At 71.0% G+C, this 25,649-nt stretch carries 28 protein-coding genes; 11 read left to right on the top strand and 17 right to left on the bottom strand.

The window, feature by feature from the left end; genetic code table 11:
- Positions 1–31: 31 nt before the first annotated feature.
- The 3 genes from ITJ69_RS05505 to ITJ69_RS05495 form a co-directional block, all read right to left on the bottom strand.
- Positions 32–652 carry a TlpA family protein disulfide reductase gene (locus ITJ69_RS05505; protein WP_123339052.1) on the bottom strand — a complete coding sequence of 207 codons (621 nt, stop codon included), beginning with the start codon at positions 650–652 and terminating at the stop codon, positions 32–34.
- Complete coding sequence (locus tag ITJ69_RS05500) at positions 649–1,305, bottom strand: histidine phosphatase family protein (RefSeq protein ID WP_123292091.1); 657 nt, start codon at positions 1,303–1,305, stop codon at positions 649–651. Before ITJ69_RS05500 ends, ITJ69_RS05505 begins: the two co-directional genes overlap by 4 nt.
- Positions 1,306–1,373: 68 nt before the next feature.
- Positions 1,374–2,864, bottom strand: a complete 1,491-nt coding sequence (locus ITJ69_RS05495) for a SulP family inorganic anion transporter (RefSeq protein ID WP_194672213.1) — start codon at positions 2,862–2,864, stop codon at positions 1,374–1,376.
- 69 nt (positions 2,865–2,933) lie between these two features.
- Here ITJ69_RS05495 and ITJ69_RS05490 point away from each other — a divergent pair, with 69 nt between their 5' ends.
- Positions 2,934–3,308 (top strand): MerR family transcriptional regulator, encoded by a 375-nt coding sequence (locus ITJ69_RS05490; protein WP_111084475.1) that lies wholly within the window; start codon positions 2,934–2,936, stop codon positions 3,306–3,308.
- Positions 3,309–3,556: 248 nt separating this feature from the next.
- Here the strand turns inward: ITJ69_RS05490 and ITJ69_RS05485 are convergent, their stop codons facing one another.
- Entirely contained in the window at positions 3,557–3,910 is a 354-nt protein-coding gene (locus tag ITJ69_RS05485) for a hypothetical protein (protein WP_131845710.1), read from the bottom strand.
- A 173-nt stretch (positions 3,911–4,083) separates the two neighbouring features.
- On the opposite strand from ITJ69_RS05485, the gene aspS reads away from it, so the two are divergent.
- On the top strand, positions 4,084–5,424 hold the full coding sequence (gene aspS, locus ITJ69_RS05480) for an aspartate--tRNA(Asn) ligase (protein WP_131845711.1): 1,341 nt from the start codon (positions 4,084–4,086) through the stop codon (positions 5,422–5,424).
- A 133-nt stretch (positions 5,425–5,557) separates the two neighbouring features.
- Here the strand turns inward: aspS and ITJ69_RS05475 are convergent, their stop codons facing one another.
- The 5 genes from ITJ69_RS05475 to ITJ69_RS05455 all read right to left on the bottom strand — a co-directional run bounded on the left by ITJ69_RS05475 (position 5,558) and on the right by ITJ69_RS05455 (position 7,224).
- Positions 5,558–5,851, bottom strand: a complete 294-nt coding sequence (locus ITJ69_RS05475) for a Dabb family protein (protein ID WP_123292087.1) — start codon at positions 5,849–5,851, stop codon at positions 5,558–5,560.
- Complete coding sequence (locus tag ITJ69_RS05470) at positions 5,848–6,102, bottom strand: glutaredoxin family protein (protein WP_123338836.1); 255 nt, start codon at positions 6,100–6,102, stop codon at positions 5,848–5,850. The genes ITJ69_RS05475 and ITJ69_RS05470 overlap by 4 nt, the downstream gene beginning before the upstream one ends.
- A gap of 84 nt (positions 6,103–6,186) precedes the next feature.
- Positions 6,187–6,285, bottom strand: a complete 99-nt coding sequence (locus tag ITJ69_RS05465) for a 30S ribosomal protein bS22 (RefSeq protein ID WP_003792170.1) — start codon at positions 6,283–6,285, stop codon at positions 6,187–6,189.
- A 128-nt stretch (positions 6,286–6,413) separates the two neighbouring features.
- Entirely contained in the window at positions 6,414–6,608 is a 195-nt protein-coding gene (locus tag ITJ69_RS05460) for a helix-turn-helix domain-containing protein (protein ID WP_022902482.1), read from the bottom strand.
- A 100-nt stretch (positions 6,609–6,708) separates the two neighbouring features.
- The gene (locus ITJ69_RS05455; RefSeq protein WP_123292085.1) at positions 6,709–7,224 is read right to left on the bottom strand and encodes an ArsR/SmtB family transcription factor; all 516 of its coding nucleotides are present in this window, start codon (positions 7,222–7,224) and stop codon (positions 6,709–6,711) included.
- A gap of 74 nt (positions 7,225–7,298) precedes the next feature.
- Here ITJ69_RS05455 and ITJ69_RS05450 point away from each other — a divergent pair, with 74 nt between their 5' ends.
- Complete coding sequence (locus tag ITJ69_RS05450) at positions 7,299–8,732, top strand: TrkH family potassium uptake protein (protein ID WP_131921759.1); 1,434 nt, start codon at positions 7,299–7,301, stop codon at positions 8,730–8,732.
- A gap of 22 nt (positions 8,733–8,754) precedes the next feature.
- Positions 8,755–9,420: a potassium channel family protein gene (locus tag ITJ69_RS05445; RefSeq protein ID WP_111084290.1), complete on the top strand. Its 666-nt coding sequence runs from the start codon at positions 8,755–8,757 to the stop codon at positions 9,418–9,420.
- Between the two features lie 12 nt (positions 9,421–9,432).
- On the opposite strand, the gene proC is transcribed toward ITJ69_RS05445, so the two are convergent.
- On the bottom strand, positions 9,433–10,263 hold the full coding sequence (proC, locus tag ITJ69_RS05440) for a pyrroline-5-carboxylate reductase (protein ID WP_194672212.1): 831 nt from the start codon (positions 10,261–10,263) through the stop codon (positions 9,433–9,435).
- Between the two features lie 64 nt (positions 10,264–10,327).
- Between proC and ITJ69_RS05435 the strand changes: the two genes are divergently transcribed.
- The gene (locus tag ITJ69_RS05435) at positions 10,328–11,284 is read left to right on the top strand and encodes a cation diffusion facilitator family transporter (protein ID WP_194672211.1); all 957 of its coding nucleotides are present in this window, start codon (positions 10,328–10,330) and stop codon (positions 11,282–11,284) included.
- Between the two features lie 12 nt (positions 11,285–11,296).
- On the opposite strand, the gene ITJ69_RS05430 is transcribed toward ITJ69_RS05435, so the two are convergent.
- Positions 11,297–11,728, bottom strand: a complete 432-nt coding sequence (locus tag ITJ69_RS05430) for a nucleoside deaminase (protein ID WP_194672245.1) — start codon at positions 11,726–11,728, stop codon at positions 11,297–11,299.
- A gap of 76 nt (positions 11,729–11,804) precedes the next feature.
- On the opposite strand from ITJ69_RS05430, the gene upp reads away from it, so the two are divergent.
- The 5 genes from upp to ITJ69_RS05405 all read left to right on the top strand — a co-directional run bounded on the left by upp (position 11,805) and on the right by ITJ69_RS05405 (position 17,299).
- Positions 11,805–12,440: a uracil phosphoribosyltransferase gene (gene upp, locus ITJ69_RS05425; protein ID WP_111084293.1), complete on the top strand. Its 636-nt coding sequence runs from the start codon at positions 11,805–11,807 to the stop codon at positions 12,438–12,440.
- 497 nt (positions 12,441–12,937) lie between these two features.
- Positions 12,938–13,708 carry a winged helix-turn-helix domain-containing protein gene (locus ITJ69_RS05420; protein WP_123292081.1) on the top strand — a complete coding sequence of 257 codons (771 nt, stop codon included), beginning with the start codon at positions 12,938–12,940 and terminating at the stop codon, positions 13,706–13,708.
- Positions 13,709–13,986: 278 nt separating this feature from the next.
- Positions 13,987–14,499, top strand: a complete 513-nt coding sequence (locus ITJ69_RS05415) for a MarR family winged helix-turn-helix transcriptional regulator (RefSeq protein ID WP_131845712.1) — start codon at positions 13,987–13,989, stop codon at positions 14,497–14,499.
- On the top strand, positions 14,496–15,845 hold the full coding sequence (locus tag ITJ69_RS05410; protein WP_194672210.1) for a cryptochrome/photolyase family protein: 1,350 nt from the start codon (positions 14,496–14,498) through the stop codon (positions 15,843–15,845). Before ITJ69_RS05415 ends, ITJ69_RS05410 begins: the two co-directional genes overlap by 4 nt.
- The gene (locus ITJ69_RS05405; protein WP_194672209.1) at positions 15,842–17,299 is read left to right on the top strand and encodes a serine hydrolase domain-containing protein; all 1,458 of its coding nucleotides are present in this window, start codon (positions 15,842–15,844) and stop codon (positions 17,297–17,299) included. The genes ITJ69_RS05410 and ITJ69_RS05405 overlap by 4 nt, the downstream gene beginning before the upstream one ends.
- A gap of 63 nt (positions 17,300–17,362) precedes the next feature.
- Here the strand turns inward: ITJ69_RS05405 and ITJ69_RS05400 are convergent, their stop codons facing one another.
- The gene (locus ITJ69_RS05400) at positions 17,363–18,334 is read right to left on the bottom strand and encodes a carbohydrate kinase family protein (protein ID WP_194672208.1); all 972 of its coding nucleotides are present in this window, start codon (positions 18,332–18,334) and stop codon (positions 17,363–17,365) included.
- Positions 18,335–18,488: 154 nt separating this feature from the next.
- Between ITJ69_RS05400 and ITJ69_RS05395 the strand changes: the two genes are divergently transcribed.
- Positions 18,489–19,064, top strand: coding sequence for a hypothetical protein (locus ITJ69_RS05395; protein ID WP_194672207.1), 576 nt, complete (start codon positions 18,489–18,491; stop codon positions 19,062–19,064).
- 84 nt (positions 19,065–19,148) lie between these two features.
- Here the strand turns inward: ITJ69_RS05395 and ITJ69_RS05390 are convergent, their stop codons facing one another.
- The 5 genes from ITJ69_RS05390 to ITJ69_RS05370 form a co-directional block, all read right to left on the bottom strand.
- Complete coding sequence (locus tag ITJ69_RS05390; protein WP_194672206.1) at positions 19,149–19,763, bottom strand: superoxide dismutase; 615 nt, start codon at positions 19,761–19,763, stop codon at positions 19,149–19,151.
- Positions 19,764–19,807: 44 nt separating this feature from the next.
- Positions 19,808–20,317 carry a flavin reductase family protein gene (locus ITJ69_RS05385; RefSeq protein ID WP_111084301.1) on the bottom strand — a complete coding sequence of 170 codons (510 nt, stop codon included), beginning with the start codon at positions 20,315–20,317 and terminating at the stop codon, positions 19,808–19,810.
- 249 nt (positions 20,318–20,566) lie between these two features.
- Complete coding sequence (locus ITJ69_RS05380) at positions 20,567–22,090, bottom strand: MFS transporter (RefSeq protein WP_123292076.1); 1,524 nt, start codon at positions 22,088–22,090, stop codon at positions 20,567–20,569.
- A 393-nt stretch (positions 22,091–22,483) separates the two neighbouring features.
- Positions 22,484–23,515: a LacI family DNA-binding transcriptional regulator gene (locus ITJ69_RS05375; protein WP_123938596.1), complete on the bottom strand. Its 1,032-nt coding sequence runs from the start codon at positions 23,513–23,515 to the stop codon at positions 22,484–22,486.
- A complete protein-coding gene (locus tag ITJ69_RS05370) occupies positions 23,494–25,530 on the bottom strand; it encodes an aldo/keto reductase (RefSeq protein ID WP_194672205.1) in 2,037 nt (678 codons plus the stop codon). The genes ITJ69_RS05375 and ITJ69_RS05370 overlap by 22 nt, the downstream gene beginning before the upstream one ends.
- Between the last annotated feature and the right edge of the window lie 119 nt (positions 25,531–25,649).

Genomic DNA, 25,649 nt, shown 5'->3' with positions numbered 1-25,649 from the left:
TCGCCTCGGCGAAGGGGTTGGAGGCCACGGGTCAGGATGCCTTGCCGGCGTCGACTTCGTCGCTGATCAGGGTCTTCAGGATGCTCGTGCCGTCGACGGCGCCGAGCACCCGGGCAGCCACACGGCCCTTGGTGTCGAGGACGATCGTGGCCGGCACGGCGTTCGGGGCGATCTGACCGGACAGGGCGAGCTGCATCGTGCCGGTCTTCTGGTCGAGGACGGTCGGGTAGTCGACGCCGAAGGTGCGCTCGAAAGCGGCTGCGGTCGCTGCCTCGTCGCGGACGTTGACGCCGATGAACGCGACGTCGTCGGCACCGGCGTAGGACTCGTGCACCTCGTTGAGGTACTTCGCCTCGGCGCGGCACGGCGGGCAGCTCGCGTACCAGAAGTTCAGGACGACGACCTTGCCCTTGAGGTCCTTCGACGAGACGGTGTCGCCGTCGGAGTCCTTCGCCTCGAAGTCGACCGCGTCGGACCGCTTGTCGGCGGTGACCTCGGTCACCGCGCCGTCGCCGGAGATGTAGTTCTGGGTGGTGCCGTTGCCGTACTGCTTGGCGAGGCCACCGTTGTCCGACGAGCACCCGGACAGGACGAGCGCCGCGGCGACCGCCGTCGCTGCGAGGACCGCGAACCGCTTGCTGATGACGCTCACACTGCTCCTTCGTCGATGGCGGTCGCGCGCAGCTCCTGCGCGGGATCCGTGTACCCGACCTCGGTGAACCGACCGGTCGACGTGGCGGGCACCCGTTCGACGGTCGTGATGCTCGACAGGTCGCAGCGGCGCTTGCGTGGGTCGTGCCAGAGCGACTCCCCCGCGAGCTTCCGGTGGACCGTCCAGATCGGCAGCTGGTGGCTGACCAGGACGACGTCGCCGCCGTCCACGCTCTCCCACGCCGTGGTCATCGCGGCGAGCATACGGTTCGCGATCGACTCGTACGCCTCGCCCCAGCTCGGCCGGAACGGGTTCGCGATCCAGGGCCACTCCGCCGGACGGCCGAGCGAACGCTTCGTGAAGCCCGGGGGCTGCCCCTCGTACCGGTTCGTCGGCTCGATGAGGCGCTCGTCCAGCGTGACGTCGAGCCCGTACGCGGCCGACCACGGCGCCGCGGACTCCTGCGTGCGCTGCAGCGGCGAGGCGACGATCCGGCGCACGTCGACACCGGCGTCCTTCCACGCGGTCGCCGAGGCAAGGGCCATCTGCTTGCCGAGGTCACTCAGTCCGAAGCCCGGGAGCCGCCCGTACAGGACGCGGTCGGGGTTGTGCACCTCACCGTGCCGGACGAGGTGGAGTCGGGTGGCGGGCATGGGTTCCAGTGTAGGTCGCCCTCCGGTGCTCACCGGCCCCACAGCCGATTCACCGGATGCGGAAGCGCTCAGCCGAGCTCGCCCGACAACCGCCCGTGGATGGCCACCGACCCGGTGTTGAGGCCCACGACCTCGACCGTGGACCCGTGCTTGGCGAACCGCTGCTCGACGCCGTCCAGCGCCGCGACCGTCGAGGCGTCGAAGACGTGCGCGTCGGACAGGTCGATGACCACGTGCTCCGGGTCCTCGGCGTAGGAGAACCGCGTGACGAGGTCGTTCGACGACGCGAAGAACAGGGCGCCGCGCACCCGGTACCGCACGGTGTGCTCGTCGACCGGCTCGCGGACGACGGTGACGACGTGCGCCGCCCGGCGAGCGAAGACCAGTGCTGCGACGACGACCCCGACGAGCACGCCGGTCGCGAGGTTCTCGGTCACGACGACCACCACGACGGTGATGAGCATGACGGCGGTCTCCCCGAGGGGCATCCGCCGCAGGGTTCGCGGACGGATGCTGTGCCAGTCGAAGGTCGCCACGCACACCATGAGCATCACGGCGGTCAGCGCGGCCATCGGGATCTCGGCCACGAGGTCGTGCAGCACGATCGTCAGGACGAGTACGGAAGCACCGGCGACGAAGGTCGAGATCCGGGTCCGTGCGCCCGCGGTCTTCACGTTGATGACCGTCTGGCCGATCATCGCGCAACCACCCGTCCCGCCGAAGAACGCCGACGCGATGTTGGCGACGCCCTGCCCCCAGGACTCCCGCCACTTGCTCGAGCCGGTCTCGGTGATGGAGTCGACGAGCTGCGCGGTCAACAGGGTCTCGATGAGGCCGACGATCGCGACGCCGAACGCGTACGGCGCGATGATCTGCAGCGTCTCGAAGGAGAACGGGGTGACGATGCCGTTGAACCCGGGCAGTGCGGTGGGCAGTTCGCCCTCGTCGCCGACCGTGGGGACGACGACGCTGAAGAGCATGGTGATGCCGGTGATCACGACGACCGCGATGAGCGGCGCGGGGACCGCCTTGGTCAGGAACGGGAAGCCGACGATGATCGCGATGCCGAGGGCGGTGAGCGGCCAGACGACGAACGGGACGTCGGGGCCGAGCAGGTTGGGCAGCTGCGCGGTGAAGATGAGGATGGCCAACGCGTTGACGAACGCCACGTTGACGCTGCGCGGGATGAAGCGCATCAGGCGCGCGACCCCGAGGAACCCGAGCACGAGCTGGAACAGGCCACCGAGGACGATCGCGGGCACGAGGTACTCGATGCCGTGTTCGCGGACGAGCGGCGCGATGACCAGGGCCACCGAACCGGCCGCGGCGGACACCATCGCCGGACGGCCGCCGACGATCGAGATGACGACGGCGATGATGACGCTCGAGAACAGGCCGACCGCGGGGTCGACCCCGGCGACGACGGAGAACGAGATCGCCTCGGGGATGAGCGCGAGCGCGGTGACGACACCGGCGAGGACCTCGCGGGTGAGCATGCGGGGGGAGCGGAGGGCGGTGAGGACGCTCGGGGCCGCCGGCGCGTGTGTGATCACGGACATCGATCGGAACTCTACCCTCACGTGAGGGTAGAGTTGTGCACCGTGAGCGCCACCGACACCCCGGACACGATGCACATCGGCGAGCTGGCGGACCGTGCCGGCATGTCCCTGCGGACGATCCGCCACTACGACGAGGTCGGGCTGCTCGTGCCGAGCGGCCGCACCACGGGCGGGTTCCGGGTCTACACCGCGCAGGACCTGGACCGGCTGCTCGTGATCCGCCGCATGAAGCCACTCGGGTTCACGCTCGACGAGATGGCGGACCTGCTGCGGGTCGTCGACGCGCTGGCGGCGAAGGACCCCGACGACGAGCCCGCGCTGGCTGCACGCCTCGACGAGTACCTCGACGACGCCCGGGCCCGGCACGCCAAGCTCGTCGAGCGCGCCGGCATGGCCGAGGAGTTCATCGGCACCCTGGGGTCACTCCGCGCTTCGCTCCCCTGACCGTGCGGCACCCACCGCCGCAGTGGCCCCCGGGCGCGCACGCTCGGCGCGGAGTCGCGCGCGCTCGGCGCGGAGTCGCGCGCGCTCGTGGTGGGCTGCGTCCCACTCGCGCAAGCGACGTCGGATCTCGTCGTGCTCCCAGATGACACGGCGCGCCTTCCTCGGTCGGAACCGGTACTTCCGCCTGATGCGTTCTCGCCACTCGGCCTCTCGACGCTCCAAGAGCTCGACCACCGGATCACGCTCCGTCACTCCGTGTTCGTCCACGTTGCCTCTCTTCCCGTGATGAGTTCCAACACGATGTTGCCCACCGCCTCGTCGTCGTCGCGAAGAATCTGCATTTCGTACATCGCTTTCGCGCTGGCACGACCGAGCTCAGCGCGACCGATGTCGTCGGCGCACGTCTGGTCCACCGTCCAGACGAAGCGCGACCACGCCCGGTCCCGCTGCTCGCGCGCGACGTCCCGCCGCCACCGGACGACCGCCCACAGCCCACCGACGAACGCCGCGAGCAGCGTGAACGCCGCCGTGCACAGCGCTGCTGCCACGACCGCGACCGCCGCAGGCGGCCAGGTCGCGAGCTCCCCCGTCCCCGTCCCCACCCGGTCCCCCTCTCGTCTCGCGACCCGGCCACGTCGAGAACGCTACGGACCCACTCGACGCCCCACGGGCCTCCCGGTCAGACCTGTGGACGACGCCGGAAGCGAGCCGCCCTGTGGAGGGGAACACCCTGCGGACCGACGCCGCCGGACGCAGACGGTTAGACTCGACCACCGTGATCGAACGCACCCGCATCGCCGACCTCGCTGCCCTCCCCGACGGCCCCGTCTCCGTGGCCGGATGGGTCGAGACCGTCCGAGACCAGAAGAAGGTGCAGTTCGTCGTCCTCCGCGACGAATCCGGCGCCGTCCAGCTCGTGAACCCCGCCACGCGCGAGGCCGCGGACGGTGACGACGCCGCCCAGGCCGCGCTCGCCACCACCACCGAGATCTCGGCCCTCGCCCACGGCACCTTCATCCACGCCACCGGCACCCTGAAGCACGACGAGCGCGTCAAGCTCGGCGGGCTCGAGGTCAAGGTCGGCACGCTCGAGGTGGTGAGCGCCGCGATCCCGGAGACCCCGATCGCCGACGACTCGTCGCTCGACAAGCGGCTCGACTGGCGCTTCCTGGACCTGCGCAACCGCAAGCAGAACCTCATCTTCCGCATCCAGACGACCCTGGAGCACGCGTTCCGCACCTACTGGGTGGACCGCGACTACATCGAGATCCACACCCCGAAGCTGATGGCGTCGGCGTCCGAGTCGCGCGCCGAGCTCTTCCAGCTCGAGTACTTCGAGACGACCGCCTACCTGGCGCAGTCGCCGCAGAACTTCAAGCAGATGGCCCAGCCGGCCGGCTTCGGCGCCGTGTTCGAGATCGCCGACGCGTTCCGCGCGGACCCCTCCTTCACGAGCCGCCACGCGACCGAGTTCACGAGCGTCGACGCTGAGTTCTCGTGGATCGAGTCCCACGAAGACGTCATGGCGATGCACGAAGAAGTCCTGGTCGCCGGCATCACCGCGGTCAAGGAGAAGTACGGCAAGGACATCGAAGAGGTCTTCGGCTTCGAGCTGCAGGTCCCCGCGACGCCGTTCCCCCGCGTGACCCTGGCCGAGGCCCGGAAGATCGTGGCCGACAGCGGCCACGACGTCGTCCGCGCCGACGGCGACCTGGACCCCGAGGGTGAGCGCCGCGTTGCCGCCTGGGCGAAGGAGCACCACGGTTCGGAGTTCGTGTTCGTCACCGAGTACGACGCCTCGATCCGGCCGTACTACCACATGCGCAAGCCGGGCGACCCCTCGCTCACGAACAGCTACGACCTCATCTTCAACGGCGCGGAGATCTCCACGGGCGCACAGCGCGAGCACCGCGTCGACGTGCTCGAGGCGCAGGCCGTCGAGAAGGGCCTCGACCCCGAGGAGCTCGGCTGGTACCTCGACTTCTTCCGCTACGGCGTGCCGCCGCACGGTGGGTTCGGCATGGGCCTTGCGCGCGTGCTCATGCTCATGTTGGGTGAGCCGTCCATCCGCGAGGTCACGTACCTCTTCCGTGGACCGACGCGCCTGACCCCGTAGTCACATCGCGCGGCGCCCCGCGCGAGCGCACATGGTGAGCAGAAATGGTCGCCTCCCGATACGGGAGGCGACCATTCCTGCTCACGAAGCGCCGCAGCGCACGCAGCACCGGGGGCGGGACGGGAGGCCCGGCTCAGCTCTGCCAGTCGATGGCAGCCCGCCCCGTGACCAGTCCACGGATCTCGGCTGCGGCAGCCTGGTGGTCCGGGTGCACCTGGTACTCGTCGAGTCCGGCGAGGTCGTCGAACGACGCGACGACGGCGACGTCGCTGTTCTTCTCCGGGTAGGCGACGTTCTCGACGACCTCGAGCGAACGGATCGACCCGATGGTGCCGGTCAGGCCGGTCAGGAGTTCGCGGATCCGGGCGATGGTCGCGGCGCGGTCGAGGTCTTCGCGCAGGGTCCAGGCGACGACGTGGGAGATCATGCGGGGGAACCGGCCTTCTCGAGGGCACGTGCGAGCCGGTCGGCGTCGACGTGCCAGTTGCTGTGGACGCGCCCGTCGACCAGCACGACGGGGATGTCCTCCGCGTACTCCTGGCGGAGGGCGTCGTCGTCGAGGATCGAGCGTTCCTGCAGGGTGACGCCGGGGTGTTCGGCGACGACGCGTTCGACCACGGGCCGTGCATCGTCGCAGAGGTGGCATCCGGGCTTCGTCAGGAACGTCACTGCGGGCATGGCTCCAGCGTAGCCCGCGGTCCGCGTCCCCTGGGGAATGCGAAAGCCCCGGCGAACCGGGGCTTGACGCTGCAGGCTCGGGGCCTACTTCTTGTTGCGACGCTGGTGGCGCGTCTTGCGAAGCAGCTTGCGGTGCTTCTTCTTCGCCATGCGCTTGCGACGCTTCTTGATGACAGAACCCATGTGGACCTCGCTCGGACTGTGCTGATGTATCGGACACCGGGCCGTCGAGACCGCGGAAAATCAACCCGGCCGAGTGTACCGGAGGGCTGACGCGATGTCGAACGCGCCCGGAACGGACGGGTGTGCGCTCAGCCGACGTCTGCGATGCCGCCGCGCAGCACGTCGGCGACGGCTGACTCGGGGACACGGAAGGACCGGCCGAAACGGATGGCGGGGAGCTCACCGGCGTGGACCATGCGGTACACGGTCATCTTCGAGACACGCATCATCTCGGCGACCTCAGCGACGGTGAGGAAGCGCACGTCGTCGAAACTGCCGGTCATGATCCGCCTTCGGTGGCTCGCACGCGATCCGCGCACGGGTTTGGTGTGACCTGTGTGGTCACTGGCAACTGTAGAGGCGCGTGCGACCCAGTGTCCAGGCTCAGTCTTCGTCGCCGCGGCGGGTGAAGCGCTTGCGACTGCGGTCGACGACACGCTCCCAGCCCTGCTGCGCACCGGAGATCGCCGCGGTGGCCCGGTAGGACGCCTCGGCCATGACACGCCCGAGCTCGGTCCCGACCTCGACGGTGGTCTTGCCGGCAGCACCGTTGCGGCGGACGGACACGGGCTGACCGTCGGGGGTCCAGGCCGTGGTCGCGGGCATGCCGTCGGCGTCGACCGCGCCGGTGAACGGCAGGACCCAGTCCTCCAGCGACACGAGCGGTTCCGGGTCGAGCCGGTAGAAGCGGTGCTGCCCTTCTTCACGGCTGGTGACGAGTCCGATGTCGCGCAGGACCCGGAGGTGCTTCGACACCGTCGGCTGGCTGACGCCCAGTCGTTCGACCAGTTGCCCGACGCTGAGTTCCCCGCCGGTGACGTCCGATCCGTACGCGGCGAGGAGGGTCCCGAGCAGCTCGCGCCTCGTGGGGTCCGCCACGACGGAGAAGATGTCGGCCATGCGGGCAAGGCTAGCCGGGGCACCACGGATGTACCATGACGAACCGTCCCGGCCCATGTCCTCGGAGGCATACGATGCTCGACCGTACCGAGCCGCACCTGCGGCACGCGGCCGTCACCCGACGGCGGGGCGGACGGATCGCGACGGTCCTGCGCTCGTCGCCGTCGCGTCTGGCGATCCTGGTCTTCGTCGCCCTCATCTTCGTGTTCACGACGCTGTTCATGACCCCGTGGGCGGCGGCCGACGGGACCGGCACGCACTTCTCCGACGCGCTGTTCACGGCGGCCTCGGTGGTCTGCGTCACGGGCCTCGCGACCGTCGACATGGCCACGCACTGGTCGGTGTTCGGCAAGGTCCTCGTGGTGATCGGGACGCAGATCGGTGCGGTGGGCGTCCTGACCTTCGCGTCGATCCTCGGGCTCTTCGTGACCCGCAAGCTCGGGCTCCGCGCGAAGCTGATGGCCGCTGGCGACTCGAACCCGCTCCGCACCCACCACGGGGCGGTCCCCGAGGGGCAGGCCGTCCGCCTCGGCGAGGTCGGCACCCTGCTCGCGACGGTCGCCGTGAGCACCCTGTCGATCGAGATCGTCCTCGGCCTGTTGCTGCTGCCGTCCGTGCTGATCGCCGGCATCCCGTTCTGGACCGCGGTCGGCGACTCCTTCTACTACGCCGCCATGGCGTTCACGAACACGGGCTTCTCGCCGAACGCGGACGGCCTCGACCCGTTCGCCCACGACTACTGGTTCCTGACGCTCCTGATGATCGGTGTGGTCGCGGGGTCGATCGGGTTCCCGGTCATCCGCACCCTGACGAAGCAGCTCCGCACGCCGCGCCGCTGGCCCATCCACGTCAAGCTCACGCTGGCCACGAGCGCCGTCCTGCTCATCGGCGGTGCGATCGTCTACACCGCGCTCGAGGCGTCGAACCCGACGACCTTCGGCGAGGAAGGCGCGGGACGGACCGCGTTCCAGGCCCTCTTCCTGTCGACGATGACCCGGTCCGGTGGCTTCTCGCTCGTCGACTTCGACCAGCTGAACGGCTCGAGCCTGCTCGTCACCGACATGCTCATGTTCATCGGCGGCGGGTCGGCCTCGACCGCCGGCGGCATCAAGGTCACGACGCTCGCCGTGCTGTTCCTCGCCGCGGTCGCCGAGGCCCGGGGCCGGCAGAGCATGGAGGCGTTCGGCCGCCGCATCCCGAGCGACGTGCTGCGGGTCGCGGTCGCCATCGTGCTCTGGGGGGCGACGATCGTGGCTGTCGCGACCGTGGTGCTCCTGCAGATCACGGACGATTCGCTCGACCGTGTCCTGTTCGAGGTGATCTCGGCGTTCTCGACCAGTGGGCTGTCCTCGGGTGTGTCCGCGAACCTGCCCGAGTCCGGCAAGTACGTCCTGGCCGCCACCATGTTCCTCGGCCGGGTCGGTACAGTGACCATCGCCGCAGCCCTGGCCGCGAGTCAGAGCCGGCAACTGTTCCGCCGTCCCGAGGAGAGGCCGATCGTTGGCTGACCGAACCCGTCCCCCGCACCCGATGGGTGCGATCAGTCACGACGCACCCGTGCTCGTCATCGGCCTCGGCCGGTTCGGCGCCGCCACCGCCGGTCAGCTCGAACGGCAGGACCGCGAGGTGCTGGTCGTCGACACCGACCCGGGCCTGGTGCAGAAGTGGTCGGACCGGGTCACGCACGCCGTGCAGGCCGATGCGACCGACATCGACGCCCTGCGCCAGATCGGTGCGCAGGACTTCGCGATCGCGGTCGTCGGCACGGGCAGCGACCTGGAGTCGAGCGTGCTGATCACCGCGAACCTGGTCGACCTCGGCATCCCGCAGATCTGGGCGAAGGCCATCAGCCGGTCGCACGGCACGATCCTGTCCCGCATCGGCGCGAACCACGTCGTCTACCCGGAGCGCGAGGCCGGCGAGCGCACGGCGCACCTGGTGTCCGGACGCATGCTCGACTTCATCGAGTTCGACGACGACTTCGCGGTGGTGAAGATGTTCCCGCCGCGGGCGGTGCGCGGCAAGGACCTCGCGACCACGGTGATCCGCACGCGGTTCGGCCTGACGGTGCTCGGCATCAAGCCGCCGGGCAGCCCGTTCGTGCCGGCGACCCCGGAGAGCATCATCGGCGAGAACGACGTGATCATCGTCTCGGGTTCCGAGACGGACCTGGAGCGCTTCGCCGCCTACGAGTAGTCCCGGACGCGTCTACGACGCCGCGATCTCCTCCGCACGCGCGATCGCCGCGCGCGACGCGCGCAGGAACGTGTCAGCGAGGTCGGCGTCCTGCAGCACCGCGACGGCCCGCTCGGTGGTGCCCTTCGGGCTCGTGACGGCACGCCGCAGGTCTGCGGGTCCGCGATCCGACCGGTCGAGCAGCTCGACGGCACCCCGGAGCGTGCCCTGCACCATCGCGGCCGCCTGTTCGGGGGCGAAGCCGAGCGCCTCGGCGGCACGCTGCCACTCCTCGACGAGCAGGAAGACGTAGGCCGGGCCCGAGCCGGACACCGCCGACAGGGCGTCGAGCTGCGCCTCGGGCACCTCGAGCACCCGTCCTGACGCCGTGAACACCGACGACGCGAGCGCGACGGCCTCGGCGTCCGCCGATGCCCCGGCGCTGATCCCGGTGACGCCGTGGCCGACGCCGATCGGCGTGTTCGGCAGCGCCCGGACGACGCGGACCCCGGCCGGCACCCGCGCCTCCATGCTCGCGGTGGTGGTGCCGACCGCGACGCTGACCAGCACCACACCGGGCTCCAGGTCGGCGGCGACCTCGTCGAGCAGGTCCGCGATCACGTACGGCTTCACACCGACGACGACGAGTGCCGCGCCACGGACGGCCGAGCGGTTCGCGTCGGGGTCGGTGTCGCTCGCGGTGGCGTCGAGCCCGCGCTCCCGGTGGGCGGCCGCCGACGCCTCGGACTTCGTCGTGAGGGTCACGGTCGCCGGGTCGAGTCCGGCGGCGAGCAGGCCGTCGAGGACCGAGCCGGACATGGAGCCGACGCCGAGCAGGGCGGTACGGGGCAGGTCGATCGTCATGCTCCCGACCCTACCGACCGGTCTCGCCTAGGATCGTCTTCCAGATCGGGAGAAGGGGACAGCTGTGAGCGCTTCAGGAGGCACGAAGGCGATCCTCGCCGCACTCGGTGCGAACGTCGGCATCGCGATCGTGAAGTTCGTCGCGGCGGCGATCAGCGGGTCCGCGTCGATGCTGGCCGAGGGCGTGCACTCCCTGGCCGACTCCGCGAACCAGCTCCTCCTGCTGCTCGGTGGTCGCCGGGCGCGCCGCGCTGCCGACGAGGAGCACCCGTTCGGCTACGGCCGCGAGCGCTACGTCTACGCCTTCGTCGTCTCGATCATCCTGTTCTCCGTCGGCGGCGTCTTCTCGCTCTACGAGGGCATCGAGAAGCTCGCCCACCCGCACCCGCTCGAGAACTGGTGGCTGCCGCTCGTCGTGCTCGTCATCGCGATCGGGCTCGAGGGCTTCTCGCTCCGCACCGCACTGAAGGAGGCCCGGCCGCAGAAGGGCACGCTCAGCTGGGTCCAGTTCGTCCGCCGCGCCAAGGCCCCGGAGCTGCCCGTCGTCATGCTCGAGGACACCGCGGCACTGCTCGGCCTGGTGTTCGCACTCTTCGGCGTCGGGCTGACCGCGATCACCGGCAACGGCGTCTTCGACGCGATCGGCACGATCTTCATCGCCGCACTGCTCATCGCCGTCGCGGTCGTCCTGGGCATCGAGACGAAGAGCCTCCTCGTCGGGGAAGGCGCGACCGCCGCCGACGTCGAGCGGATCAAGCACGCGGTGCTCGACGGCCCGGAGGTCGACTCGATCATCCACATCAAGACCCTGTACCTGGGTCCGGACGAGCTGATGGTCGGCGTGAAGGTCGCCGTCGACGGCGACCGCCGCCTGGGGGACGTCGCCGCGGGCATCGACACGGTCGAGCAGCGGGTGCGCTCCGCGGTGCCGATCGCCCGGGTCATCTACGTCGAGCCCGACGTGCTCCGCACCGGTCCGCGCCCGCCGACCGAGGCGATCGTCATCCTCACCGCTGACTGAGCGGCGCCCGGCTCAGCGCCGTCCGGCGAAGAACGCGTCGAGCAGCGCGGCGCACTCGCGTTCGAGCACGCCGCCGACGACCTCGGAACGGTGCGGCAGCCGGCGGTCCCTGGCGATGTCGTAGACGCTGCCGGTCGCGCCCGCCTTCGGGTCCCAGGCACCGAACACGACCCGCGGCACACGTGCGGCCAGGATCGCCCCGGCGCACATCGGGCACGGCTCGAGGGTCACGACGAGCGTGTGCTCGTCGAGGTGCCAGTCCCCCGTGACCGCAGCGGCCGCGCGGAGCGCCAGTACCTCGGCGTGGGCGGTCGGGTCCTGCAGCGCCTCGCGCTCGTTCCGGCCGACGGCGACGACGACGCCGTCGCGGTCGAGCACCACCGCCCCCACGGGCACGTCGCCGGTCGCCACGCAGGCCCGGGCCTCGTCGAGCGCGCGCTCCATCGCCGGGACGAACGGACGGGCAGCGGGCGCTTCCACGGGACCTCCAGGTGGTCGGCAGCACGGTAGGCTCGACCCTATGCGAGTCCACGTCGCCGACCACCCGCTCATCACCCACAAGCTCTCGGTGCTCCGCGACCGGACCACACCCTCCCCCACGTTCCGCGCCCTGACCGAAGAGCTCGTCACGCTCCTCGCGTACGAAGCCACGCGGAACGTCCGGGTCACCGCGACGCCCATCGACACCCCCGTGGCGCACACCATGGGCGTCTCGATCGCCAAGCCGCGTCCGCTCGTCGTCCCGATCCTGCGTGCCGGCCTCGGCATGCTCGAAGGGATGGTCAAGCTCGTGCCGACGGCCGAGGTCGGGTTCCTCGGCATGGCCCGCAACGAGGAGACGCTCGAGCCGCAGACCTACGCCGAGCGCCTGCCCGACGACCTGTCCGGCCGTCAGTGCTTCGTGCTCGACCCGATGCTGGCCACCGGCGGGACCCTCGCCGCTGCCATCGACTTCCTGTTCGCCCGCGGTGCCGAGGAGATCACCTGCGTGTGCATCCTCGGTGCGCCGGAGGGGCTCGCCATGGTCGAAGAGGCCGTCGGCGACCGCAACGTCTCGATCGTCCTCGGTGCCCTCGACGAGAAGCTCGACGAGAACGGGTACATCGTCCCCGGTCTCGGCGACGCCGGCGACCGCCTCTACGGTCTGGCCGAGTAGGCAGTCGACGTCACCGACGATCGACGGGAGGCCCGTGGCGACACCGCCACGGGCCTCCCGTCGTCCGTCAGCCCGGTCCACCGCCACCGGTGCGCGGAACGCACCGTCTGCTCGGACGGTTGACACCACCTTGGTATACCGCCGATACTCGTCCCATGACTGCAACCGTGTCCACCCGCGTCCTCTCCGAGGTCCAGGGGACTGCCGGCATGATGATGCCGGTCGCCGTCATGCGTTGTCGAATGTGTGCCTGATCGGCACCCGTTCCAGCCGGATCCCCCGCGACACCACCCCGGTCGCGAGCGTGTGATCCCCGGGTGACGGACACCGTCGGCGACGCGCACCACGTCACGAGGTCTGTCTCCCGTTCCCCCGGGTCCGCCCCGGTCCGCAGCAGGACCGCAGGGCACATCGGCATCCAGCCGTACCCGGGTCGACGCATTCGACACCGCCGCCAGCGCCACACGCGCACCGGCCACATCGCCCGGAGAACCACCATGTCGCTCACCATCGCCCAGCCCCGCACCGCGCTCCGCACCGCCGCTCCGGCGCCGACCGACCTCGGGACGGTCACCCCGATCCGTCCGCGTCCCGCGACGCCGGCCACGACCGGGCAGACGAGCGTGCCGACCAGCCCGGTCGTCGCACCGCAGCGCAACCGCTCCCTGCCCGAGGGCACCGAGGCCCGTGGCTTCGCGCTCTACGTCGGGATCGACGAGGCGAAGGCGGCAGCGGCCGGCACGACGCTCGCAGCCGTCGTCGAGCAGCTGAAGGCACTGACCGCGCAGCTGGTGCCGAACTCGGAGACCTACGCGGCCGTCGCCGTCGCCGCGGAGCAGTCCGGTGGCCGTGACGTCGACGTCGTCCGCCTGGCCCTGCAGGACCGGTCCGCGGTCGCCGCCCGCAAGCAGGCCGAGAAGCCCGAGCCGGAGGAGACCGGTGTCGTCATCGACATCTCCCGCAAGCGCGTCACGCTCGACGGCGACGCAGCGCCCCTGACCTACAAGGAGTTCGAACTCCTGCAGTTCCTGGTGCTGCGCGAGGGCCAGACCGTGGACCGCTCGGCCATCATCGACGGCCTGTGGTCGGACGGCGAGGACGAGACCCCGAACGAGCGCACCATCGACGTGCACGTGCGCCGGCTCCGCTCCAAGCTCGGCGCGTTCGAGGAGATCGTCCGCACCGTCCGCGGTGTGGGCTACCGGTTCGACCGGCACGCCGACGTGGCCGTGCGCTACGCCTCGACGCCCTCACCCGACCTCTTCTGATCCTGATCGGTCGCTCTTGGTGAACTCGCAGCGAACGACGCAGCGGGAGGCTAGCGCGCCGTTACCGCTTCGTTATACAGTCGGTCGTGCAGACGGTGTTTGCTGTGGCACCGCCTGCGGAATGTGATTGCAGGAAACTCTTGGTGCAAGGGAGAGGGCCGGTCGCTCGGAAGAGCGGCCGGCCCTCGTGCATGTCGGAGCGCATGCATGTCGAACCCGCGCCTGTCGGGGGCCGTCGGTAGTGTGGACGGACCGTCCGACCAGAGGGGAGCGCCATCGTGAGCGAGTCACGCCGCAGCGAGAAGGCGACCGCCGTTGCCGCCTGGGAATCACTGTTCCGCGCCCAGGTCACCGTGATGCGGAGCCTCAACGCGGACTTCCCCGGCGGCGAGATCTCCTTCAACGAGTACGACGTCTGCTTCAACCTGTCGACGCAGCCCGGTCGACGCTGCCGCATGCGTGACCTCACCGGCCACCTGCTCCTCACCCAGCCGAGCGTGAGTCGTCTGGTCGATCGCCTGCTCGCCCGCGGGATCGTCGAGAAGCAGCCGGATCCGTCCGATGCCCGCGGCGTCATCGTGGCGCTCACCCCGCACGGGTTCGACGTCTACCGCCAGGTGGCCGTGCAGCACGCGGCGAGCATCGCGCAGCAGGTCGGCGCCGGACTGTCCGACGCCGAACTCCGCACCCTCACCGAGCTCTGCACGAAGCTGCGCCTCGCGGTCGGCACCGCCCCGGGCCGACGGGCCGTCGCGCGGTCGGTCTCCGAGTCGGACCCGGCACCGGTGTGACCGGCGCACTGGTCTGGCTCCGCGACGACCTGCGGCTGGCCGACAACCCTGCGCTGCGTGCCGCGATCGACCACGGCGGCGACGTCACGGTGGTCTACGTCCTCGACGACGAATCCCCCGGCATCCGTCCCGCGGGCGCGGCGAGCCGTTGGTGGCTCCACCACTCGCTCACCGCGCTGGACGGCGAACTGCGTGACCGTGACTCGCGGCTGGTGCTGCGACGGGGTGCGGCCGCCGCGGTGATCGACACCCTCGTCGCCGACACCGGTGCCGACGCCGTGTTCTGGAACCGTCGGTACGGTCCGGCCGAGCGCGAGGTCGACGCCGGCATCAAGAGCGCCCTGCACGACCGCGGCATCGAGGCGCACAGCTTCGCGGCGAGCCTGCTCTGGGAACCGTGGACCGTCCGCACCGGGCAGGGCGAGCCGTACAAGGTGTTCACCCCGTTCTGGCGCGCTGCCCAGGCGATGCCGGAACCACGGCACCCGCTCCCGAAGCCGCGCGACCTGCCCGCCCCGGCCCGGGTCGCGAGCGACGACCTGCGCCAGTGGGACCTGCTGCCGACCCGTCCCGACTGGGCCGGCGGACTCCGCGATGCCTGGGAGCCCGGCGAGCACGGCGCACACCAGCGGCTCGAGCACTTCGTCACCCATGCGCTCGAGGACTACGACCAGCGCGACGAACCCGCCATGGCCGCCACGAGCGACCTGTCCCCGCACCTGCGCTGGGGCGAGGTCAGCCCGTACCAGGTGTGGCACCGGCTGCACGGAGCGCTCGAGCCCGAGCAGCGCCAGAACGCCTCCGCCTTCCTGCGACAGCTGGCCTGGCGCGAGTTCAACTGGAACGAGTACTTCCACTGCGAGGACATCACGACGGTGAACGTGCGTCGCGAGTTCGACGCGTTCCCGTGGCGGGAAGCCCCCGATGCCGAGGTCGACCGGTGGCGCACCGGGACGACCGGGTTCGACCTCGTCGACGCCGGCATGCGCGAGCTGTGGCACTCCGGCGCCATGCACAACCGCGTCCGGTTGGCGACCGCGAGCTTCCTCGTCAAGAACCTGCTCGTCGACTGGCGGGTGGGCGAGCAGTGGTTCTGGGACACCCTCGTCGACGCCGACTCCGCCAACAACGCCGCGAACTGGCAGTGGGTCGCCGGGTCGGGCTTCGACGCGGCGCCGTACTTCCGGGTGTTCAACCCCGACCGGCAGCTCGAGCGCTTCGACCCGCACCGCGAGTACGTGCACCGGTGGGTGCCGTCGGAGGAGCTCCGGCCCGAGCCGATGGTCGACCTCAAGGCGACCCGGCAGCGCGCGCTCGACGCGTACGCCGAGATGCGTCGGTCATGAGCCCGTGGGACACCGCCGTCGCGCAGGTCGACGCGCTCTTCCGTGACCGTGTCGACCGTGGCGTCGCGCCGAGCAGTGCGTGGGGTGTGTTCGACCGGACGGGTCTCGTCACTTCCGGGGGCCACGGCGACCGCGGCGACGGGCAGCGGCCGGACGCCGACACCGTCTACCGGATCGCGTCGTGCACGAAGAGCATCACCGCGGCGACACTGCTGACGCTGGTGTCCGACGGCCGACTGGACCTCGACGCGCCGATCACCGCGTTCGTCCCGGCGTTCGGCGCGGTGCCCCTGCCCACACCGGACTCCCCCGTGCCGACCGTGCGGATGCTGCTGACCATGTCGGCCGGCTTCCCCACCGACGACCCCTGGGCGGACCGGCAGGAGTCGATCAGCGACGCCGAGCTCGACGACGTCCTGCGCGGCGGGCTGTTGTTCGACTCGGTGCCGGGCACCCGGTTCGCCTACTCGAACCTGGGCTACGCCCTGCTCGGGCGGGTCGTCGCCGTCGTCACCGGCCGTCCGTTCACCCAGGCAGCACGCGACACCGTGCTCCGACCGCTCGGTCTCGACCGCACGGTGTTCAGCGCGGCCGAGGCGCAGGGACCGGTCGTCACCGGGTTCCGCCCGCACGACGGCGACTGGGAGCCCCTGCCGATGACCGGCCCGGGTGCGTTCTCGTCGATCGGCGGACTGTTCTCCACCGTCCGCGACCTCGCACGGTGGGCGACGCACCTCGGGTCGGCGTCCTCCGACGCCCCGGAACCCGGCCCGGTCTCCCCCGCCGATCGCCGGCTCATGCAGCAGGCGATGCGGGTCGTGCCGTCGTCCGTCGTCCCCGGCTCGTCACGCGCCACGGCCTACGGCTTCGGACTGTTCGTCGAACAGGACGACCGGTTCGGCGAACTCGTCTCGCACTCCGGCGGCTACCCGGGGTTCTCGGCACACATGCGCTGGTCCGCGCAGACGGGTCTCGGTGTCGTCGCGTTCGAGAACGCCACGCAGGCGAAGGTCTCCACCGCTGCCCAGCAGGCACACGACCTGCTCCTGGACGCAGCGCGTCCGGCAGCGTCCGACGGGCACGGCGACACGACGACCGGACCGGTGCGCCGCCCCGGCGCCGAGCCGACCATCCGGGCGACGCGAGCCGCGCAGGTTGCCGTGACGGGCCTCCTGGCCGACTGGCAGGACGACGGAGCGGACGTGGTCTGCACGCCGAACGTGGCGATGGACGTCCCCTACGACCGACGCCGGCGGGCGATCGCGGCGGCGGTGGCCGAGGTGGGTGCTGACCTGACCGCCGCTCCCGTCGCGGAGCAGTCGTCGACGCCGTCGCACCTGCGGTGGTGGCTGCCCGGCACCTGCGGGCGGTTGCGCGTCGAGATCCGGCTCGCCCCTGGCGCGGCAGGACGGGTCCAGACCCTCACCGTCGTGGCGGAGCCCGCCGAGCGCTGACACACCGAACCCCACGCGGCGGGCCGGCCCGGTCCGTGTCGGTGCCGGTCCGGCGACTGCCCGTCACACCGGTGGACGACCACCCACGAACCCGAGTGCCCGCGCCGCCACGCGAGTGCCCTCACGCGCAGCCGCCCCGACGCGCACGGGATCGGTCGCCCAGGCACGCACGAAGCCCGCGGCGAACGCGTCACCGGCGCCGACCGTGTCGACGACCGTGGCCGGCGTCGCGGGGACGCGGTGCACGCTCCGTCCGCGTCGCCCCACCAGCACGCCGTCGGCGCCCACCGTGACCACCACGAGCGGGACGTGCTCGGTGAGTCGCCGCACCGCGTCGTCGAGGTCGGTCGTCCCGGTCAGTTCGAGGGCCTCCTGCCGGCCGGGGAAGAGGACGTCGACGCCGACGAGGGCCTCGAGGAAGGCAGGAGCTCCGACCGACCGGACGATGGCCGCCGAGGACGGGTCGAGCGACACCCGAGCCGACCCGGTCCGTGCGCAGGCGACCAGTGACGCGATGCGGTCGGCGCCGCCACCGAGCATCGCGTGCCCGGTCAGGTGCACGATGTCCGCGCGTCGTGCCACGGCCTCGGGGACGTCGGCAGCCGTGAGCTTCCCGCTCGCGGCCGGGTCGGACATCGCCGTGCGGCCGCTGTCGTTGCGCACGGACACCACGACCCCGGTGGAGGTCATCGCGTCGTAGCGCAGGTGCGGGCGGACACCGGCGTCCTCCAACGAGCGCTCGTGCCGGTAGACGTCGTCGACGCCGACCCGCGCGACGAGGTCCACCTCGGCACCGAGCCAGCCGAGCCAGGCGGCGGTGTTGCCGGCGGCACCCGTCGGTCGGTGGCGGATCACGGCGGCGGGGTCGTGCACCCCGATGGTGTGCGCGGTCGTCTGCACGAGCACGCCGTCCAGGACGTCGCCGATGACCAGGAACCGTTTTCCGGCGCCACGACGGCGGCCCGCGACCACCCGTCCGGCACGGGTCCCCTCGGGCTGCGACACGGGCACGGAGGCCTCTTGCGGCGTGGACATCTGCTCCAGTGTACGGGGAACCGAGCAAAGCTCCGTTTTCGGGACCGCACGGACCCTCATCGTGGTGGCCAATCGCACCGCCCGACCGGTAACATACGCAATGCCACCATGTGGCGGGTCGTGTGCCCGCCACCGACGATCCGACGGAGATGCCATGCCCCGGAAGCCCGACCCGACGCTCAAGCCGGCGATCCTCGAGAAGGTCACCCTGCACCTGCTGGACACCAAGCTCGAGGACGTCTCGGTCCGCAGCCTCGGGCGCATCCTGGGCACCAGCGCGTACCCGATCGTCTACCACTTCGGCTCCCGCGACGCCCTCATCGACTGCGTGGTCGTGCACCTGGCCGACACGGTCTGCCACGCTGCGCTCGATCCCGCGGCAGACCGCTCCGCCCTCGCTAGCTACTTGGTGACCAGCTTCGGTCGCCTCGACGACCCGCACCGAGCCCTCGCCGCCCGGCTCACCTTCGAGCTCGGGTCCGTCGAGGCGATGGACGGCCGGGTCCGGCAACGCGGTCTGCACCGGGACCACGTGGCAGCGGTCGCCGCGTGGTGCCTCGCACACGGCTACGACGCCGAGGCCGCCGACCGCGTCGCACGCGACGCCGTGACGACTGCCCGCGGTGCCCAGTGGACCGCGATCATCGACCGCGAGCGCGCCGACACCGACGCCGCGCTCCGGGCGATCGCCGACCGGCTCGCCGCCGGCGCGGCAGTCACCGCGGGGTGATGCACGAACGGGAGGCACGGTGCCAGCTGGCACCGTGCCTCCCGTTCGTCCGTCGGTCGCGTCACGCGACCCGCGGTCGGTGGATCAGAGCGTCACGAACGACTGCGACTTCGCGTTGGCGAAGCGCGCCGCGACGTTCTCCCAGTCGACGATGTTCCAGACGGCCTTCACGTAGTCCGCCTTGACGTTGAGGTAGTCGAGGTAGAAGGCGTGCTCCCACATGTCGAGCAGGAAGATCGGCACGAGGCCGAACGGCACGTTGGCCTGCTGGTCGAACAGCTGGAACGTGGTCAGCTTCTGGCCCACGGTGTCCCAGGCCAGGACGGCCCAGCCGGAGCCCTGGATGCCGTTCGCGACGGCGGCGAACTGCGCCTTGAAGGTGTCGAACGAGCCGAAGAACTCGTCGATCGCCGCGGCGAGCTCGCCCTCGGGGACCTTCGTGTCCGGGCCGAGGTTGGTCCAGAAGATCGAGTGGTTGACGTGGCCACCGAGGTGGAAGGCCAGGTCCTTCTCGAGCTTGTTGATCGCACCGAAGTTGCCCGACGCGCGCGCTTCACCGAGCTGCTGCAGCGCGGTGTTCGCTCCGGTCACGTAGGCCTGGTGGTGCTTGTCGTGGTGCAGCTGCATGATCTTGCCGCTGATGTGCGGCTCGAGTGCGGCGTAGTCGTACGGCAGCTCCGGCAGGGTGTACTCAGCCATGTGAGGTCCTTTCGATCAGTGGGTTGCGGATGGGATTCCGCGGCTCACGAGAGCCGGGAACGATCGGTGAGGGAGTGGAATTCCCGGTTGTGGTAGACCAGCGGCTCGCCGTGCTCGAGGCCGACGACGATGTCGAGGACCTCGGCGACGACGACGGTCGAGCTGCCGATCGGGGTCGTGGAGAGCGGGCGGCACCGGAGCGCGCTCGCGGCACTGGGCAGGTAGCGGTCACCCGAGGGCAGGGTGCCCCAGATCGGGTCGTCCGCGGTCGGGCTGCCGGTCGAGGCGAACCGCCGGGCGAGCGCCACGCTGAGCGAGTCGACCAGGTGCACGACGAAGACCGGGGCGCCGAGCACGACCCCGGCGGACCCGGAGTTCGTCGACAGCGAGAAGACGAGCACCGGCGGGTCCACAGCCACGCTCGCGACGCTCGAGGCGGTGAGTCCGGTCGGACCGTCCGGTCCCTCGGCGGTGATGACGGCGACGCCGGCCGGGTGCCCGCGGAACGCGGACTTGTACGCTTCGGCGATGTTCGCCGGGGCTTCGTCGGGCATGGTGTTCGTCGTCGTTCCTTCGCGCGGGGGTGTGCCGTCACTGGGCGGGCATGTCCCAACGTATGACCTGAACCATGGTTGAGGTCAACGATTCACAGGTTCGACGGCTCCCGGGCGCGCCGTGGCGATGACTTCGTGAGCAGAAATGGTCGGGTCGCGTGGCGCAACCCGACCATTTCTGCTCACGAAGCGGCGCGCTTCAGCGACTCACGAAGCGGCGCGCGTCAGCGACTCACGAAGCGGCGCGCGTCAGCGGCGCTTGAGCATGACGACGGCGCCTGCGGCAGCGATCACCATGAGCACCGCGGCGACGCCGGCCGTGATCGTCACGCCGGAGTCGAACGCCGCCCGCGCCGACTCGAGGAGCGCCTGGCCGGCGCCGCCGCCGAGGGACGACGCAGCGGACACCGCACCACCGAGCGTCTCCTGGGCAGCGGTGTGCGCCGTCGAGCTCAGCCCGCCCGGCACCACGACGTGCGCCCGGTAGGTGGTCGCCAGGATCGTGCCGAGGACGGCCGTGCCGAGGACCGCACCGATCTCGTACGCCGTCTCGGACATCGCCGACGCCGCACCGGCCTTGTCCGCCGGTGCGGTCGAGATGATGAGGTCGTTCGTGACGGTCTCGGACGCGCCGATCCCGATGCCGAGCAGCACGAACGCGAACGCCAGCGCCGCGATCGACGCGTGGTGTCCGAGGACCGCCACGAGGGCGTACGCCGCGGCGGAGAACAGCAGGGACACCGACACGACCCAGCGCGGTGCGACCCGTGCGACGACCGGCACCACCGCGAGGCCGGCGACGATCGTGAGCACCGATCCGGGGATGAGCACGACGCCCGAGGCGAACGGATCGAGCCCCGCCACGAGCTGCAGGTGCTGCGCGATGAAGAACAGGAAGCCGGTCAGCGAGAACATCGCCATCAGGTTCATGAGCACGCTGCCGGTGAACGCCGTGCTGCGGAACAGGCGCAGGTCGAGCATCGGCGTGCGGGACCGCAGCTGCCGGCGGACGAACGCGATGCCGCAGACGACCCCGACGGCGAGCATCGCGACCGCGAACCCGCGCTCCTCCGGGTGCACGAACGACTTGATCGCCCAGGCGATCGGCGCCAGCGCACCGAGGGACAGGAACATGCTCGGCACGTCGACCGGTCCCGGCATCGGGTCGCGCGACTCCGGCACGCAGAACGGGACACCGACGAGCATGAGCACGAGGATCGGCACCGCGACCAGGAAGACGCTGCCCCAGTGGAAGTGCGCGAGCAGCGTGCCACCGACGAGCGGACCGAGGGCGTTGCCGGCCGCGAACATGGTCGACCAGACGGCCAGCGCCATCCGCCGCTCCCCCGCGTCGACGAAGACGTTGCGGATGATCGAGAGCGTCGCGGGCATGAGCATCGCCCCGAACACCCCCATCGCGATCCGTGCGGCGACGAGCATCCAGGCGTCGGTCGCGAAGGCCGCGGCGACGGAGAACAGCGCGAAGCCGGTGGCCCCGATCACCAGGATCCGACGGCGGCCGATGCGGTCACCGATGCTGCCCATCACGACGAGCAGCCCGGCCAGGACGAGCGGGTACGCGTCGACGATCCAGAGCTGCGTGGTGGCGTCCGGGTTGAGCGCACGACTGATCGACGGCAGCGCGAAGCTCAGCACGGTGTTGTCCACCGAGATGAGCAGCACCGGCAGCATCAGCACGGCGAGCGCGAGGAACCGTCGGGCGCGGCTGCCGGTGACGCGGGTGGCGATGGGACTGGTGAGCAGTGCGGACACGGCGGACTCCTGGGACTTCGAGCCGGACCTGGTCGACGGCGGGCGGTGCGTGGGGCAGACGAGACGGGACGCGGGATGGACACGCGCCCCGTCAGGACTCCGTCAGTGTACCGTCTGGACGGTTATGGTTGCAAATGCAACCAACAAGCGGACGGGAGGCCCGTGGCGGGCTCGCCACGGGCCTCCCGTCCGACGGCTGGTCCCGCCCAGGGCGGGAGGCTGGGGCGGCGGCACGACCTGCGTCCGGTGCCGGGGTTCCGGTGCCGGGGTTTCGGTGCCTGGGTTCCACAACACGCCGCGTGGTCTCCGCCCGGGTTCCGATGTCGGGCGGCCTGAGCGCCGACATGCCGAGATTTCGGAACCTCGGGGGCGGGACCGGCGCGGGGCGCGTCGTCAGGCGGAGTCGCGGACCAGCAGACTGTGGCGCACGGTGCGCTGCACTGCGGCGCCGTGCCGCGGCAGCTCACCGGCGAGCATGCCGAGCGCGAGCGCGAGGGCCTCGCGCGCGACGGCATCGAGGTCGACCGCCAGGGTCGTCAGCATCGGCGACACGAGAGCGCCGAGCGGCAGGCCGTCGACGCCGACGACCCGGACCTCACCGGGGACGTCGACGCCCGCGCGGCGGCAGGCCTGCAGCACGCCGAGCGCCATCACGTCGTTGAAGGCCAGGATCGCGTCGAGTCGGCGCTTCCGAGCCAGGATCCGCGCCGTCTCGTCGGCACCGCACTCGGCGGTGCCGTGCGGCGCGTGCACGAGCTCCGGCAGGTAGCCGCGGCGGCGCAGCGCGTCCAGCATGAGCAGCCCGCGCGCACTCGTGTGGTCCGGCGACGAGTTGTCGAGCACGACCGGGTGCCGCACCCCGGTCGCCACCAGGTGGTCGGCGAGCGCTTCGATCGCGTCGGCGGGGTCGATCCACACCGCTGCCGTGGGCGGGTCGGAGGACGGGTCGAGCTCGACCATCGGCACGTTGCCGAGGAGCTCGCTCCACCGGTGCCGGCGCGAGCCGAGGTAACCGATGACCACGTCGGTCTGCGCACCGAGCGCCTGGACCATCCGGTCGGCGTCGCTCGCCAGGTCGACGTCGGCGAGCATGACGTTCCACCCCTGCTCGGCGGCGAGCCGGAACACGGCGGACGCGAGCTGGGGCGTGTACGGGTTCCGCAGGTCGTTCACGACGAGCCCGAGCTGGTGGTCGCCGCCGGTGACCAGCCCGCGGCCGAACCGCGACGGCCGGTAGTCGAGCGACGCCGCGACGGCGAGCACCCGTTCCTTCGTGGTCGCGCTGATGCCGGACATGCCGTTCATCGCGCGGGTGACGGTCTGCCGGGACACCCCGGCGGCCGCAGCGACGTCGATGATCGTCGCGCGGCCGCCGGAGTGCGGGCCGTCCGGTGGCGACTGGGTCAGTCGCGGAGGTCCAGCCATGCCACCTGTTCCGGGGTGAGGTCGACGGAGAGGCCCGTCATGGACGATCGGGCTTCCGCGATCGTACGCGGTCCGAAGAGCGGGAACGTCGGGAACGGCTGGTTCAGCACGTACGCCAGGGCGATCGCCGTGGCGGGGACGCCGAACCGGTCGCCGAGCTCCCGCGCGCGACGGAGCCGCTCGAAGTTCTCGTCGCTGTAGTAGCAGCGGACGAGTTCGGCATCGCTGGTGTCCTCCGGCGTCGCACGGCCGGTGAAGAAGCCACGGGCCTGCGACGACCACGGCAGCAGCGGGACCTGACGCTCCTCGAGCCACGCCTTCGACGCGGCGTCGGTCGCGTGCTCGCAGCCGTCCCACGGCACGTCGTACGCCTCAGCCAGGCCGAAGTGGTTGCTGAGGACCTCGAACTCGTGCTTCCCGTTCGCCCGTGCGTAGGCGTTGGCCTCGTCGAAGCGTGCCGGCGTCCAGTTCGACCCGCCGTACACGCGGATGCGGCCGGCGCGGCGGTGCTCGTCGAGGACGTCGACGAACTCCCCCACCGGGATGTCCGGGTTGTCGCGGTGCATCATGTAGATGTCCGCGTAGTCGGTGCCCTGGCGCTCGAGGCTCTCGAGCAGCTGCTTCGTCAGGGACTCCGGGTCGCAGAACGGCGTGTGCGCACCCTTCGTGATGACGACAACGTCCTCGCGGATGCCGCGGTTCTGGATCCACTTGCCGAGCCGACCCTCGAGCACACCGCCGCCGTAGATGTAGCCGGTGTCGAAGACGTTGCCGCCCTGCTCGACGAACAGGTCGAAGATCGCGCTGGCGTGGGCGAGGTCGGGCTGGTTGTCGACGCCCATCACCAGGCGCGACAGCTGCTTGCCGACACCAGGGATCTCGCCGTACTGCATGGGGTTGCCGTCCTGCACCCGGAGCGGCCGACCGCTCACGGTGGGGATGTCGGCGGACTCAGCCTCGAACGGGTAGCGCAGGCCGATCGCGGCGCGCCACTTGTCGAGGGTGCGGGCGGTCGCGAGCGACTCGTCGATCGTCATCTGTGCTGCCTCGACCGCACCGGCACGCAGGGCGTCGGTGGTGGCGTCGGCCTCACGTGCGTAGGGGTGCTCGCCGGCGAAGGACAGCGTGCGCGGATCCTCGTCGACGGTGTGCACCTCGATCGTCGGGTCGGCGCCGAGGGTCCACGGGTCGGCGAGCAGGAGGCGACCGCGCGTGCCGTACACCGCGACCGCGTTGTCGTCCTGCACGAAGACGCCGGTGCGGACGGACGCCGTGATGCCGCCGCGGTAGGTCAGCTGCGCGACGGTCCACTCGTCGACACCGGTCGGCCCGAGGGTGCCGGTGGCGGTGAGCTCGGTCGGCTCGGCGACGGCGACACCGGTCGCGGCCTGCACGATCGCGGCGGCCATCGTCACCGGGTACCCGCCGACGTCGAGGATCCCGCCGCCAGCCGTGTCGACGTCGAACAGTCGGCCGGTCCGCTCACCGGTCCGGAACGCGAACGAGGCGTCGATGTGCGTGACCTCGCCGATCACGCCGTCCCGCACGACGTCGAGCAGTGCGGCGGTCTGCGGGTGGAAGCGGTACATGAACGCCTCGACCAGCGGCAGGCCGGCCTGGCGTGCGGCATCGGCGAGCGCCATGGCGGTGCCGTGGTTCGGGGCGAGGGGCTTCTCGCACAGGACGGCCTTGCCGGCCTCGAGCGCGGCGAGGACGAGCCGCGCGTGCCCGGTGTGCACGGTCGAGACGTACACGGCGTCGACGCGCGGGTCGGCGAGGACCTCGTCGTAGGTCGCAGCGGAGACGTCGGCGAACCCGAGCTGCGCGGCTTCGTCGGCGAAGGTCTGCGCCCGCTCGGTGGACGAGCTGCCGGCGGCCACCAGGGCACCACCGCTCGCGGGCAGCTGGGAGAGGAAGCGGCGGGCGATGCCCCCGGGGCCGAGGACGGCCCAGCCGGGGCGGTCGGCGACCGTCGGGGTCGGGGTGCTGGCGGTGTTCGCGGTCTGCGCTGACATGCGGATCCTTGTCGTCTCGTGAACCTTCACGGTCACGACGACGCTAGTGCCACACGCCCGGCGGATCAATGCGGAAGTGCTTGACACGGCGTGTCTCACAGAGGATGCTCTGGACCACT

This window comes from Curtobacterium sp. VKM Ac-2887 (genome assembly GCF_015350935.1).
Lineage (GTDB): Bacteria > Actinomycetota > Actinomycetes > Actinomycetales > Microbacteriaceae > Curtobacterium.
The sequence above is the reverse complement of the archived record's forward strand: the minus strand, read 5'-3'. Positions and strand labels throughout refer to the sequence as shown.

Bases quoted from the DNA above. Each gene is read 5' to 3' on its own strand.
- ITJ69_RS05500 (WP_123292091.1), bottom strand. From the start codon at position 1,305: ATGCCCGCCACCCGACTCCACCTCGTCCGGCACGGTGAGGTGCACAAC.
- ITJ69_RS05495 (WP_194672213.1), bottom strand. From the start codon at position 2,864: ATGTCCGTGATCACACACGCGCCGGCGGCCCCGAGCGTCCTCACCGCC.
- ITJ69_RS05490 (WP_111084475.1), top strand. From the start codon at position 2,934: ATGCACATCGGCGAGCTGGCGGACCGTGCCGGCATGTCCCTGCGGACG.
- ITJ69_RS05475 (WP_123292087.1), bottom strand. From the start codon at position 5,851: ATGATCTCCCACGTCGTCGCCTGGACCCTGCGCGAAGACCTCGACCGC.
- ITJ69_RS05470 (WP_123338836.1), bottom strand. From the start codon at position 6,102: ATGCCCGCAGTGACGTTCCTGACGAAGCCCGGATGCCACCTCTGCGAC.
- ITJ69_RS05465 (WP_003792170.1), bottom strand. From the start codon at position 6,285: ATGGGTTCTGTCATCAAGAAGCGTCGCAAGCGCATGGCGAAGAAGAAG.
- ITJ69_RS05460 (WP_022902482.1), bottom strand. From the start codon at position 6,608: ATGACCGGCAGTTTCGACGACGTGCGCTTCCTCACCGTCGCTGAGGTC.
- ITJ69_RS05455 (WP_123292085.1), bottom strand. From the start codon at position 7,224: ATGGCCGACATCTTCTCCGTCGTGGCGGACCCCACGAGGCGCGAGCTG.
- ITJ69_RS05450 (WP_131921759.1), top strand. From the start codon at position 7,299: ATGCTCGACCGTACCGAGCCGCACCTGCGGCACGCGGCCGTCACCCGA.
- ITJ69_RS05445 (WP_111084290.1), top strand. From the start codon at position 8,755: ATGGGTGCGATCAGTCACGACGCACCCGTGCTCGTCATCGGCCTCGGC.
- proC (WP_194672212.1), bottom strand. From the start codon at position 10,263: ATGACGATCGACCTGCCCCGTACCGCCCTGCTCGGCGTCGGCTCCATG.
- ITJ69_RS05430 (WP_194672245.1), bottom strand. From the start codon at position 11,728: ATGGAGCGCGCGCTCGACGAGGCCCGGGCCTGCGTGGCGACCGGCGAC.
- upp (WP_111084293.1), top strand. From the start codon at position 11,805: ATGCGAGTCCACGTCGCCGACCACCCGCTCATCACCCACAAGCTCTCG.
- ITJ69_RS05420 (WP_123292081.1), top strand. From the start codon at position 12,938: ATGTCGCTCACCATCGCCCAGCCCCGCACCGCGCTCCGCACCGCCGCT.
- ITJ69_RS05405 (WP_194672209.1), top strand. From the start codon at position 15,842: ATGAGCCCGTGGGACACCGCCGTCGCGCAGGTCGACGCGCTCTTCCGT.
- ITJ69_RS05400 (WP_194672208.1), bottom strand. From the start codon at position 18,334: ATGTCCACGCCGCAAGAGGCCTCCGTGCCCGTGTCGCAGCCCGAGGGG.
- ITJ69_RS05395 (WP_194672207.1), top strand. From the start codon at position 18,489: ATGCCCCGGAAGCCCGACCCGACGCTCAAGCCGGCGATCCTCGAGAAG.
- ITJ69_RS05390 (WP_194672206.1), bottom strand. From the start codon at position 19,763: ATGGCTGAGTACACCCTGCCGGAGCTGCCGTACGACTACGCCGCACTC.
- ITJ69_RS05385 (WP_111084301.1), bottom strand. From the start codon at position 20,317: ATGCCCGACGAAGCCCCGGCGAACATCGCCGAAGCGTACAAGTCCGCG.
- ITJ69_RS05375 (WP_123938596.1), bottom strand. From the start codon at position 23,515: ATGGCTGGACCTCCGCGACTGACCCAGTCGCCACCGGACGGCCCGCAC.
- ITJ69_RS05370 (WP_194672205.1), bottom strand. From the start codon at position 25,530: ATGTCAGCGCAGACCGCGAACACCGCCAGCACCCCGACCCCGACGGTC.